General features: G+C 55.8%; 9 protein-coding genes. 6 read left to right on the top strand and 3 right to left on the bottom strand.

The window, feature by feature from the left end; genetic code table 11:
* Nucleotides 1-52 precede the first annotated feature (52 nt).
* The 3 genes from hmsP to EGO56_RS18570 all read left to right on the top strand — a co-directional run bounded on the left by hmsP (nucleotide 53) and on the right by EGO56_RS18570 (nucleotide 5,311).
* A complete protein-coding gene (gene hmsP, locus EGO56_RS18585; protein ID WP_135910473.1) occupies nucleotides 53-2,059 on the top strand; it encodes a biofilm formation regulator HmsP in 2,007 nt (668 codons plus the stop codon).
* A 225-nt stretch (nucleotides 2,060-2,284) separates the two neighbouring features.
* Nucleotides 2,285-3,574, top strand: a complete 1,290-nt coding sequence (locus tag EGO56_RS18580) for a dicarboxylate/amino acid:cation symporter (RefSeq protein ID WP_013359658.1) — start codon at nucleotides 2,285-2,287, stop codon at nucleotides 3,572-3,574.
* A gap of 246 nt (nucleotides 3,575-3,820) precedes the next feature.
* Nucleotides 3,821-5,311 (top strand): M16 family metallopeptidase, encoded by a 1,491-nt coding sequence (locus tag EGO56_RS18570; protein ID WP_033734794.1) that lies wholly within the window; start codon nucleotides 3,821-3,823, stop codon nucleotides 5,309-5,311.
* A 2-nt stretch (nucleotides 5,312-5,313) separates the two neighbouring features.
* On the opposite strand, the gene EGO56_RS18565 is transcribed toward EGO56_RS18570, so the two are convergent.
* Nucleotides 5,314-6,186 (bottom strand): alpha/beta hydrolase, encoded by an 873-nt coding sequence (locus EGO56_RS18565; RefSeq protein WP_013359660.1) that lies wholly within the window; start codon nucleotides 6,184-6,186, stop codon nucleotides 5,314-5,316.
* Nucleotides 6,187-6,678: 492 nt separating this feature from the next.
* On the opposite strand from EGO56_RS18565, the gene msbA reads away from it, so the two are divergent.
* On the top strand, nucleotides 6,679-8,436 hold the full coding sequence (gene msbA / locus EGO56_RS18560) for a lipid A ABC transporter ATP-binding protein/permease MsbA (RefSeq protein ID WP_420371894.1): 1,758 nt from the start codon (nucleotides 6,679-6,681) through the stop codon (nucleotides 8,434-8,436).
* Nucleotides 8,437-8,533: 97 nt separating this feature from the next.
* Here the strand turns inward: msbA and kdgK are convergent, their stop codons facing one another.
* Nucleotides 8,534-9,466, bottom strand: coding sequence for a 2-dehydro-3-deoxygluconokinase (gene kdgK / locus EGO56_RS18555; protein ID WP_135910471.1), 933 nt, complete (start codon nucleotides 9,464-9,466; stop codon nucleotides 8,534-8,536).
* A 281-nt stretch (nucleotides 9,467-9,747) separates the two neighbouring features.
* Here kdgK and pdeH point away from each other — a divergent pair, with 281 nt between their 5' ends.
* Together pdeH and EGO56_RS18545 are read left to right on the top strand one after the other, a co-directional pair.
* Nucleotides 9,748-10,521, top strand: a complete 774-nt coding sequence (gene pdeH / locus EGO56_RS18550; protein WP_095706409.1) for a cyclic-guanylate-specific phosphodiesterase — start codon at nucleotides 9,748-9,750, stop codon at nucleotides 10,519-10,521.
* A 63-nt stretch (nucleotides 10,522-10,584) separates the two neighbouring features.
* A complete protein-coding gene (locus EGO56_RS18545) occupies nucleotides 10,585-12,645 on the top strand; it encodes an AsmA family protein (protein WP_135910470.1) in 2,061 nt (686 codons plus the stop codon).
* On the opposite strand, the gene ppiC is transcribed toward EGO56_RS18545, so the two are convergent.
* Nucleotides 12,646-12,927: a peptidylprolyl isomerase PpiC gene (ppiC, locus tag EGO56_RS18540; RefSeq protein ID WP_135910469.1), complete on the bottom strand. Its 282-nt coding sequence runs from the start codon at nucleotides 12,925-12,927 to the stop codon at nucleotides 12,646-12,648.
* Nucleotides 12,928-12,965: the final 38 nt, after the last annotated feature.

Genomic DNA, 12,965 nt, shown 5'->3' with positions numbered 1-12,965 from the left:
GCATTGTCCTGTCTGCTATCTGGGCTTTTTTCATCGTCGGGAGAGAATTTTTTTGCGCGTAAGCCGGTCACTTACGATAAAGCAGATGGCGACAGTTTCGCTGGTTGCGGTTATCACCATCAGTATCTTTATCGTCATCCAACTGTTTCATTTTGTGCAGCAGCGCAGGATTGACTACGCCCAGCAGATGGAGAATATCGCACACACCGTCCGCCAGCCGCTGTCGGAAGCGGTGCTGCGTGCCGATATTTCTCAGGCCGAACGCATTCTTCATTCACTGAAGCCAGCCGGTATTTTATCGCGCGCCGATGTAGTGCTGCCGAATGCGTTCCAGGCCCTGCACGCCGACTTTGAGACGGAAAAACCGGTGCCGCTTCTGGTGGCCCGCCTGTTTGAGCTGCCGGTGCAGATTACCCTGCCGCTCTATTCGGTGGAAAATACCGGGATGCCGAAGCCGCTGGCCTATCTGGTGTTGCAGGCTAACTCGACGCGCGTCTACCAGTTTATCCTCAGCACGCTCTCGACCATGATCATCACCTATCTGCTGCTGGCGCTGATCCTCTCCGTGGCGATCAGCTGGTGCATCAACCGGCTGGTGGTGCATCCGCTGCGCAATCTCTCACGGGAGCTGCAGGAGCTGCCACCGCAGTCGATTCTGACGCATAAACTGACCCTGCCGCAGAGCCACCGCGATGACGAAATCGGCATGCTGATTCGCAGCTACAACCGCAATCAGCAGGTGCTGGAGTCTATTCATGACGAGATGAGTCGGCTGACCACCCATTTTGCCGTCACCGATCTGCCTAACCGTACGCTGTTTCTGGCGCTGGTCGAGCAGTTCATGTGCAACCCTGAACAGCCTCTGGGTCTGATGGTGATCCGCATTGAAACGTTGCAGGAAGCTAACGGCGTACTGAGCGATGAGCAGCGCGATACGCTGATGCTGACGCTGGTGGAGAAGATCCGGCATACGCTGGATGACCATACCCTGCTGGCACAGACCGGTGTCAGCGACTTCGTGCTGTTAATGAAGCGCGCCAGCAATCCGTTCCGTGCGCTGCGCCTGGCGCGCAACCTGATGATTCGCCTGAATCAGCCGGTCAACCTGCATCAGCTGCAGCTGCGTCCTAACGTCAGTATCGGTCTGGCGCTGCGCGACGATCGGCCGCTGAGCGCGAATGAGCTGCTTGACCGTGCAACCTCGGCGATGATGTCGGCCCGTCATCAGGGCAAAAATCAGATTCTGTTCTTTGACGCTGCCCTGACCGAGCGCGCGCAGAAACGCCTGACGCAGGAGCATGACATTCTGCAGGGGCTGCACGATGAGCAGTTCGCCCTCTACCTGCAACCTCAGGTGGATATGCGCACCGGCAGGTTAACCGGCGCAGAAGCGCTGCTGCGTATGCGCCAGCCAGATGGCAGTTACGGTCTGACCGAAGAGTTTATTGCCAGTGCCGAAGAGATTGGCGTGATTAGCGCGATTGGCCGCTGGGTGTTTGAAGAGGCGTGCCGCATTCTGGCTGGCTGGCAGCGACAGGGCATTATGCTGCCGCTGAGTGTGAATATTTCCGCGGTGCAACTGCGGGATACCGGCGTAGTTTCTCATCTGCAATCTTTGCTGGCGCGCCACCGCATCGCACCTGGTACCCTGGTGCTGGAAGTGACAGAGACGGCTCAGCTTGACGATGCGGAACAGGCGATATCGATGCTGCGACTGTTGCAGCAGACCGGCGTGGCGGTGGCGCTGGATGATTTCGGCATGGGCTATTCCAACCTGAACTATCTCCATCAGCTCAAAGCGTTGCCGGTTAACAAACTGAAGATGGATCGCAGCTTTGTGGCGGCACTGCCGCATGACGACACCATGGTCCGCATCGTGGCGGCCATCGCCGAGATTATCCATCTTGAGGTGATTGCTGAAGGCGTGGAAACGGCGGAGCAGCGCGACTGGCTGCTGGCGCGCGGTATCGCTATCGGTCAGGGCTATCTCTATGCGGAAGCGTTGCCGGTGAGCCGATTCAACGAGACGTGGATCGAAAACTCTTCACTGCCGCAATAATTGCCTGATTCATTGATTTTGCGAGAATTTTAGTTACAAAACCCCTTGCTGAAGCGTTTCAGTTCAGAATTACGATCCCAGGGTTTCCTGGGCGTTTGTCACCCTGTATTAATCACGTAAACAGAGTGTTATTTTCGGGTTACTGTCAGGCGCCACCTCTGTTGCCCGCCAGTCACAATAACGAATCCGACAACATCACCTCACGGCGTTAGTGGACACCTGTTTATGAAAACCTCACTTTTTAAAAGCCTTTACTTCCAGGTGCTGATGGCGATTGGCATCGGCGTTTTGTTAGGCCATTTTTACCCGGAGTTAGGGACTCAGATGAAGCCGCTGGGAGATGGCTTTGTTAAATTAATCAAGATGATTATCGCCCCGGTGATTTTCTGTACCGTGGTGACCGGCATCGCTGGCATGGAAAGCATGAAAGCGGTAGGGCGGACCGGCGCAGTAGCCCTGCTCTATTTTGAAATTGTCAGCACCATCGCGCTGATTATCGGCCTGATCGTGGTGAACGTCGTGCAGCCAGGTGCGGGGATGAACGTTGATCCTGCCACGCTGGACGCTAAAGCCGTGGCGATGTACGCCCAGCAGGCAGAACAGCAGGGCATCGTTCCCTTCCTGCTGGATATTATTCCTAACAGCGTGATTGGCGCCTTTGCCAGCGGCAACATTCTGCAGGTATTGCTGTTCGCCATTCTGTTTGGTTTTGCCCTGCATCGCCTGGGTAATACCGGCACGCTGATTTTCAACGTGATTGAAAATTTCTCAAAAGTGATTTTCGGCATTATTAACATGATCATGCGTCTGGCACCGATAGGGGCATTTGGCGCAATGGCGTTCACTATCGGTAAATATGGCGTGGGATCACTGGTGCAGCTCGGCCAGCTGATTATCTGCTTCTACATCACCTGCGTGCTGTTTGTGGTGATCGTGCTGGGGCTGATTGCGCGTCTGTTTGCCGGATTCAGCATCTTTAAGTTCATTGCCTATATCAAAGAAGAGCTGCTGATTGTGCTGGGGACTTCCTCTTCCGAGTCTGCGCTGCCGCGTATGCTGGATAAGATGGAGAAACTGGGCTGTAAAAAATCAGTGGTCGGGCTGGTGATCCCCACCGGTTACTCCTTTAACCTCGACGGCACCTCGATTTACCTGACCATGGCGGCGGTGTTTATCGCTCAGGCGACCAATGCGCACATGGATATCTTCCATCAGATTACGCTGCTGGTGGTGCTGCTGCTCTCCTCGAAAGGCGCAGCGGGGGTAACCGGAAGCGGATTTATCGTACTGGCGGCGACGCTCTCTGCGGTAGGACATCTGCCGGTGGCGGGTCTGGCGCTGATACTCGGTATTGACCGCTTTATGTCCGAAGCCCGTGCGCTGACTAACCTGATCGGTAACGGTGTGGCGACCGTGGTGGTCGCGAAGTGGGTCGATCAGCTGGATCATAAACAGCTGACCGACACGCTGGCAGGCCGTAATAAGGAGAATAAAGCGTCTGAATCTTCAATTTAATCATTGAATTTCACTTAAATCCCCACAAATGCCCGCTGTCGCTTGCCCTGACAGCGGGCATTTGCATAATGAACCCCACTTGTTTTTTTTGACGTTTTTCACTTCGTTGCGCGACATCCTGAGCTTCCTGTGGTCAAACACTCTGTTGTTGGATAACAGCGCGATTCGGCGCCAGCCGATTCGTTAATAACAGCGGCAATATGCGCCAGTGATAACGATATTTGAATTATTTGAGTAGGGGTTCACATGCAGGGCACCAGAATTCGGCTTTTGGTTGGTGGATTAGTGCTGGCAGGCAGCTTTGGTCTCCAGGCAGAAACGCTGCAACCGGATCCGGCCTGGCAGGAAGGCAAGCTGGATAATGGATTTAACTGGCAGTTACTGGCCACACCGCAGCGCCCCAGTGACCGCATTGAACTGCGTCTGGTGGTGAACACCGGTTCGCTGGTGGAAAGTGCGCAACAGACCGGCTTCAGCCATCTGCTGTCGCGTCTGGCGATGGTGCATAACACGGCGCTCGATACGCAGCAGCAGCGCGCGCTATGGCAACAGGCGATGGATCCTCAGCATCCGCTGCCGCCCGTCATCGCCTCCTATGATTCCACCCAATATAATCTGAGTCTGCCGAATAACCGCCCTGAGCTGCTGAAAGAAGCGCTGAACTGGCTGGCGGCCACGGCAGGCAATATGGCGATCACTGAAGAGGTGGTTAACACCGCGCTGGCCGCTTCCGATCCGGTGGCGACCTGGCCGAAAGATCCGCAGGATGTCTGGTGGCGTTACCGCCTGAAAGGCTCCGCGCTGCTGGCGCACGATCCCGCCGCGCAGCCGCGTGCGCCGGTCGATTTAACTCAGCTCAGCGATTTTTATCATCAGTGGTATACCCCGGATGCGATGACGCTCTACGTGGTAGGCAACGTCGACAGCCGTAACCTCTCTGAACAGATCAACAAAACCTTCTCGGCGTTAACCGGCAAACGTGAAACCCCTGCGCCACTGCCCACCCTGTCGCCGTTGCCGCATGAGCCGGTCAACCTGGTCAGCAGCAACATGACCCAGGATCGCCTCTCACTGGTGTGGGATACGCCGTGGCAGCCGATTCGTGACTCTCAGAATCTGCAGCGTTACTGGCAGGGCGATCTGGCTCGTGAAGCGCTGTTCTGGCATGTCCAGCGTGCGCTGAGTGACAGTAAGGCGCAGGGCATCCAGGTCGGATTTGACTGCCGCGTGCTCTATCAGCGTGCGCAGTGCTCGATCAACCTGGATGGGCGCAATGAAAATCTGGCGCAGAATATGAATCTGGTGGCGCGTGAGCTGGCAAACGTGCGTGATAAAGGTTTACCGCAGGAGGAGTTTGATGCGCTGATGGCGCAGAAGCTGCTGGAGCTGAACAAGCTGTTTACCACGTATGCCCGCACCGACACCGATGTGCTGATGAGTCAGCGCCTGCGCTCGCAGCAGAACGCCGTGGTCGATATCGCACCTGAGCAGTATCAGAAGCTGCGTCAGACTTTCCTGGCCGGCCTGACCCGTGAACAGCTGAACCAGGAGCTGCGCCAGCAGCTGACGCAGGAACTGATGATGGTTCTGATTCAGCCGGAAGGCGAAGCAGAAACCAACGTGAAGAGCCTGCAAAATAGCTGGGACAAAGTGATGTCCCCATCAGCAGCACCGGCGACCAGCAATGAAGCCAGTCCACCGGATAGCAACGTCAAAGACGTTCCGCCCGCCGCGTAACGTCAGGTTTTTGCCCTGAGCCACTCGGTCACTAACATCGGCCAGCTGGCGAGGGGCAAATCTGCCACGCCACGGATACCAAATCCGTGCCCGCCTTTCTGATAGAAATGCACCTCTGCCGGAACCTTGTGCTCACGCAGCGCGCCGAAAAACGCCATGCTGTGATTCACGGAGACATCATCATCGTCGGCGGCGTGGATTAACAGCGTCGGCGGCACCAGCGGATGAACCCGGGTTTCCATTGAGTAGGCTTCAATCGTTTTCTGATCCGGCCACGCACCCAGCAGGCGGGTTCTGGCACCTTCATGGGCGATGCCGTCACGCATGCTGATCAGGGGATAGACCAGTACCATCGCATCCGGACGCGGCGAGAAGTTTTCAGCGCCATCCTGCACCGGATAGAGTTTCTCTGCGAAACGCGTTCCCAGACTGGCTGCCACGTGGCCACCTGCCGAAAAGCCCATCATCACAATGTATTTACCGTTCAGGCCGCGCTGTGCCCGATCGCGCAGGACGCGAACCGCGCGCTGTGCATCGGCCAGCGGCGCATCGGGGCCTTCGTGATGCCCGTCGTAGGGCAGGCGATAGGTCATGACCGCCAGGGTATAGCCCATGGAGGTAAAGAAGGTCGCCAGCGCGCTGCCTTCACGATCGATCATTACACGCTGATAGCCACCGCCCGGTGCAACCAGCAGGGTAATGCCGTTGGATTCGACCGGATGCCAGATCGCCATCTCCGGGCAACGCACGCCGGTCGCGGCGCGATCGTAAGGCTCATACTCTTTTGCCATATCGACAATCTGCGGTTCGGCGCGGGAGTCGCTGGCGCCTGGCGCATCACCGTGTGGCCAGATATTAATAATTTCTGTGTGCATAAATAGATCCTGATGCGGGGAATATTTTAATTGTTTTGTTCGCGGCCGGAGAGAACAGCGTCCTGCTGTCTTTTGATTAAAAGATGGTCTTTTTTCAGGCGGTCGTCCATCCGAAAAGGGCGAATCTGACCAGATTCGGACTATGCCTGGAAAGAGATCTTTCTGCGTAAAGGATTAATTTTAATCAATAAATTATAAGAGGGGTTAACGGGGGTTGCCGCAGAGTGTCTGTTATTAACCACTAATTTTCAGCTTAAGGTAAATGGCTGGCACGGGCCGCTTTTTTAGCCGCAATTTACCGGATATCACGCTGTTTGCTGTTAAGGCGACATAATGCTTTTAGTGACAGAGTGAGCTCCGCCTCAATGCTGAGATGAATGTGCCAGTCTCATTTGGGAATGGTCGGCATCATTTACCACGAGGCAGTTTCCTGTTGGTTGATGCGGTTTAACATAACATCATCCGTCTGTTCACAACGGTAAGATGCATCTCATGTTTGATACCGATCTCTCTACCAGACAAACCTTTGGTCGCCTGTGGCCGACAGTTTCTCCTTTCAGGCTGGGACTGCTGGTTGCGGGTGTTGCCCTGATCGTCAATGCTGCTATAGACCCGTTTATGCTGACGTTACTGAAGACGCTGCTGGACGATGTGATTGGCAAAAATAACCACGGCATTCTGGTCTGGATGCCGCTGGTGATTATCGGGCTGATCCTGATCCGCGGCGTCAGCGGCTATATCTCCAGCTACTGCATCTCCTGGGTGTCAGGCAAAGTGGTCATGACCCTGCGTCGTCGGCTGTTCAGTCACATGATGGGTATGCCGGTATCGTTCTTTGATCAGCAATCAACCGGCACGCTGCTCTCCCGTATCAGCTACGACTGCGAACAGGTCGCGTCTTCCTCTTCCGGATCGCTGGTCACGGTAGTACGTGAAGGGGCCTCGATTCTTGGCCTGTTTGTGATGATGTTCTACTACAGCTGGCAGCTTTCTCTGATCCTGCTGGTGCTGGCACCGATTGTGTCGCTGGCGATCCGCATCGTCTCCCGGCGCTTCCGCCGCATCAGCAAAAATATGCAGAACACCATGGGGCAGGTGACCTCTCATGCAGAGCAGATGCTGAAAGGCCATAAAGAGGTGCTGATGTTCGGCGGTCAGCAGGTTGAGACCGACCGCTTCGGCCAGGTCAGCAACAAAATGCGTCACCAGGGAATGAAAATGGTCTCGGCGACTTCGCTCTCCGATCCGATTATTCAGCTACTCGCCTCCTCGGCACTCGCCTTTGTGCTTTATGCGGCCAGCTTCCCCTCGGTGATGGCCACGCTGACGGCGGGCTCCATCAGCGCGGTGTTTTCCGCCATGCTGATGCTGATGCGTCCGTTAAAGTCGCTGACCAACGTCAATGCCCAGTTCCAGCGCGGCATGGCGGCCTGTCAGACACTGTTTGCGATTCTGGATACGGAACAGGAGAAAGACGAAGGTACACGCGTGGTTAAACGCGCCACCGGCAACATTGAATTTCGCGACGTCACCTTTACCTATCCGGGATCGGAAACCCCGGCGCTGCAGCATATCAATCTGACCCTTCCCGCCGGTAAAACCGTAGCGCTGGTCGGCCGTTCCGGTTCAGGGAAATCGACCCTCGCCAGCCTGCTGACGCGCTTTTACGACATCGATAGCGGCGAAATTTTGCTGGATGGGCATGACCTGCGTGATTATACCCTGGCCTCGCTGCGCGAGCAGATGGCGCTGGTCTCTCAGCATGTTCACCTGTTCAACGATACGGTCGCCAACAACATTGCCTATGCCCGCACCGATGTTTTCCGCCGCGAGGAAATTGAAAAGGCGGCAGAGATGGCTCATGCCATGGAATTCATTAATAAAATGGATAACGGACTGGATACGGTGATTGGGGAAAATGGGGTGCTGCTGTCGGGTGGACAGCGTCAGCGCATCGCGATTGCCCGCGCCCTGTTGCGCGACAGCCCGATTCTGATCCTCGACGAAGCGACCTCGGCCCTGGACACCGAGTCTGAACGCGCGATTCAGTCTGCGCTGGAAACACTACAGCAGAACCGGACCACGCTGATCATCGCTCACCGGCTCTCAACCATTGAAAAGGCAGATGAAATTCTGCTGATTGAAGAGGGGAGAATTGTGGAACGCGGCTCGCATCAGCAGCTGCTGCAACAGAACGGCGCGTATGCGCGGCTCTATCAGATGCAGTTCAGTCAGCCGCTTTGTGCGTAAGAGGCATGAATGCCCAAAGCTAAAAAATGCGCCCAGGGGCGCATTTTCCGTCATCTACATTCGCAGATCGATCTTTACGACGCTAACTGCTACAGCATCACTCAGGCATCGCCGTTGCCGGAATAATCGCGCCGCGATGCTGAATCACGGTGCTGGCGGTCAGGTGTCCGCGCTGCGCGGCGGCCTCCGCTGAGGCACCCGTCAGACGACGCGCCAGATATCCGGCACTGAATGAATCGCCAGCGGCAGTCGTATCGATCACTTTCTCCTTCGCCAGATGTACCGCAGGCACCTCGATCAGCGGCGCATCGCCGATAGCGACCAGACAGGATTCTGCACCCCGCTTAATGACGATTTCGCTGGCACCGGCCTGACGGGTACGCGCAATAACGTCATCGAGCGGCTGCTCGCCCCACAGCAGATGTTCATCATCCAGCGTCAGGAAAGCGATATCGGTACAGTTGAGCATGGCGCGATACGCAGCCTGCGCGCTGGCGCGATCGGCCCATAAACGCGGGCGGTAATTGTTATCAAAAATCACCCTGCCGCCATTCGCCCGGCAGCGGGCCAGCAATGCCATCAGCTTCTCACGGCTTGCCGGCGGCAGAATCGCCAGACTGATGCCGCTAAGGTAGAGATAATCGTAGTGCGACAGCTGTTCGGCTATCTCTGCGGATTGCGGGCTGTCGAGCCAGTAACGCGCGGCAGCATCACTGCGCCAGTACCAGAAGGTACGCTCGCCGTCGGCATCGGTTTCAATCACATACAGGCCCGGCATCTTATTATCGAGGCGCTGAATCAGGTCCGTATTCACCTTCTCCTGCTGCCAGGCGGCGATCATCTGATCGCTGAACGAATCCGTGCCCAGCGCGGTAACATAATCGACCCGTAACTGCTGCTCATCAACCTGGCGGGCGAGATAAACGGCCGTGTTAAGGGTATCGCCGCCAAAGCCTCGCTTAATGTTCTCACCCTTTTCGGACAGCTCAATCATGCATTCGCCGATGATGGCGATTTTCTTCTGCGTCATGGTTTCAGACCTGTAGTGAAATATCGCCTTAGTCTCGCGTCTGGTATGGCAGACGTCAATGATTTTAAAACGGTGTTTTAATTTAACTTAAGGCGCTGAAAGGCCCCGATCCGGGCGATAAGAGCGGCTAATTTCGGCCTGTTTTACCGATTATGCTAACGAATCGGCTGGTAAACTTCCCGTTTTCATACGGCCGCTCCATTCATCTCATTATCACAGGCATTTACGATAATCACTTCAGTCTCCCGTTTTGGGGACGTGTTACCAACCAGGAAAATAGCATGGTGATGGAGAGTATTAGCCAATGGCTGCCGTCTTCAACCGACCTTAATCTCCACACGGAAACGCCGCTCTTCTGGCAACAATGTCATCGACGCTATCGGTTTCAGCCGATCTATCGGGTAACCGGTCGGTTACTCGCCATTGAACTGCTGACCGCCGTTTATCATCCCATGGCGCCGGAACGTAATCTCTCGCCTGAAGCCTGGTTTGCCGGACTCGACATCGCTCAGCGCCTGAACGTCGTGTATGAGCAGCTTGAACTGCTCGCAGAATGGACTGCATTTTTTGAACGCAATGATGTGGTCGCCTCGGTCAACATAGACGGCCCCTCACTGCTCGCCATTCAGCATCGACCTGCTATTCGCCAGCTTATTGCCCGGCTGCCCTGGTTACGCTTTGAACTCACCGAGCATCAGGTGCTGCCGCAGGAGGAGAAAGTGGCGAAAATTCCTGAGCTGGGGGCGCTGTGGCTGGACGATTTCGGTTCGGGTATGGCCAATTTCTCGGCGCTGACCCAGCTCAACTATGATTACATCAAGCTCTCGCGCGACCTGTTTGTTTTGCTGGGCACCACCGATGAAGGGCGCAGCCTGTTTTCGATGCTGCTGGCGCTGATCAATCGCTACTGTAACGGCGTCATTGTTGAAGGCGTTGAGACGGAAGCGCAGTGGCAGCAGGTGAAAGCGTCCCCCGCTATCGCGGCCCAGGGCTACTACTTTTCGCGGCCTGTCCCATTTTCTGAACTGAATCATCTCACTATCCAGCTTCCCTGATGCCGTTGCTCGCCGTCTCGACTATCTTTAACGCAGACCGTGAATGTGCAAGGAGAAAGCGTAATGTCGCGTACCGGGAAAATAGTCAGCTGGGTAGCAGGAATTCTGGTGTTATTAATCGTGGTGATTATCGTCGTCATCGCCACCTTTGACTGGAATCGCCTGAAGCCCACCATCAATCAGAAAGTCTCTGCCGAATTAAACCGTCCCTTTGCGATACGGGGAGATTTGGGTATCGACTGGGCAAGAAATCGCGACGAGGCAGGCTGGCGGCGCTGGGTGCCGTGGCCGCAGGTGCACGCGGAAGATATCATGCTGGGCAATCCGCCAGACATTCCTGACGTCACGATGGTGCATTTGCAACGTGTGGATGCCACGCTGTCACCGTTGTCGCTGCTGCATAAAGAGCTGTTTATCCCGTGGATTAAGCTGCAGCGGCCTGATGCCCGGCTGATCCAGACCGCAGATAAAAAGAACAACTGGACCTTTACCCTGGCCAATAGTGACAAAGACGAGAAGAATGCCGCGCCGTCTGCCTGGTCCTTCCGTCTGGATAATATTCTGTTTGATCAGGGACAAATCCGTTATCGCGATGCCGTTAACCGTGCGGATGTGACGGTGCAGGTCAATCCGCTGGGTAAACCAGTGCCTTATGCGCAGATTGCCGGAGGCGATGACCAGCAGAAGGGCGCGGGCGATTTTGTCTTTGGCTGGAAAGCCAGTGGCACCTATAACAACGAGAAACTCAGTGGCGACGGCAAAATCGGTGGCATGCTGTCGCTGCGCAGCCAGAACACTCCGTTCCCGATTCAGGCCGATGTGCGCAACGGCTCCACGCGCGTGCAGGTGACGGGCGGGTTGCAGGATCCGATGAACCTCGGCGGGCTTAACGTGCGGCTGCGCTTCGCAGGCGATACGCTGGCGAATCTCTATGGTCTGACCGGTGTCCTGTTGCCTGACACACCGCCTTATGAAACTGATGGCCATCTGATTGCGAAATTCAATGGCGAAAAGGGTGCGGTCTACCGCTATGAGAAATTCAACGGACACATTGGCGACAGCGATATTCATGGCTCGCTGATTTACACGCAGGGCAAACCCCGTCCGACGCTGACCGGCGAACTAACTTCGGAGCAGCTGCGTATGGCCGATCTGGGGCCGCTGATTGGCGTGGACTCAGGCAAAGGCAGCGAAAAAACCGCGCAGGCCAAAGCCCGTCGCGGTGAGAAATCGAATCAGCCCGCCGACCGCGTGCTGCCGCATGATAAATTTGAGACCAAAAACTGGGACGTGATGGATGCCGATGTGAAGTTCAGCGGCAAACGAATCGAACACAGTAATTCCCTGCCGTTAAGCGATCTCTATACCCACTTACAGCTGAAAAACGGCGATCTGCTGCTGGATCCGCTGCGCTTTGGTGTGGCAGGCGGCAGTCTTAACAGCACCATCCGACTGGAGGGCGATCGCTCGCCGATGCGTGGCCGGGTTGACCTTCATGTCCGTAAGCTGCAGCTGCGTCAGCTCTTCCCAACGGTGGACGCAATGAAGAACAGCCGTGGTCAGCTCAATGGCGATGCCAGCTTTACCGGCACCGGTAACTCAGTGGCCGATCTGCTGGCGACCAGCAACGGTCAGCTTAAGCTGCTGATGAATGATGGACTGATCAGCCGCAGCCTGATGGAGATTGCCGGACTCAACGTCGGTAACTACGTGGTGGGCAAACTGTTTGGCGATGACCAGGTGCGTATCAACTGCGCCGCGACCGATCTTAAACTGCAGAACGGTGTGGCGACGCCTAACCTGTTTGTGTTTGATACCGAGAACGCGATTATCAATGTGTCAGGTAATGCGAACTTCGCCAGTGAGCGGCTGGATCTGTCGGTGAATCCGGAGAGTAAAGGCATCCGCATCGTGACGCTGCGCTCCCCGCTTTACGTGCGTGGCACCTTTAAAAATCCTGATGCGGGCGTGAAAACGGGGCCACTGCTGGCCCGCGGTGCCGCTGCCGTGGCACTGGGTGCAGTCGTCGGTCCGGCAGCGGCGCTGCTGGCACTGATCTCCCCAAGTGATAACGAAGACAACCAGTGCAGCAACGTCCTGCAGCAGATGAAACAGAAGAAGTAACTAGTTGCGGTAAAGCACTTTGATAATGTGATAACCAAAGCCGGTCTTTACCGGCCCGTAAGGCGTCAGCAGCGGGCAGGTAAAGACCGCTTTATCAAAGGCTGGCACCATCTGTCCCTGCCGGAACTCGCCCAGATCGCCCCCCTTCCGGCCGGAAGGACAGGTAGAGTGCTTCTTTGCCAGCTCCTGAAAATTGCCGCCTTTCGCCAGTTTCGCCAGAATCTCTTTTGCCAGCGCTTCCTCTTTGATCAGGATGTGTAAAGCCGCCGCGGTTTTCGCCATGTTGGTATCTCGGTTGTGTATAATTGCCGCCCAGTATA

This window comes from Pantoea vagans, from assembly GCF_004792415.1.
Lineage (GTDB): Bacteria > Pseudomonadota > Gammaproteobacteria > Enterobacterales > Enterobacteriaceae > Pantoea > Pantoea vagans.
Note: the sequence above shows the minus strand (reverse complement) of the source record. Positions and strands in the feature narration are given on the sequence as shown.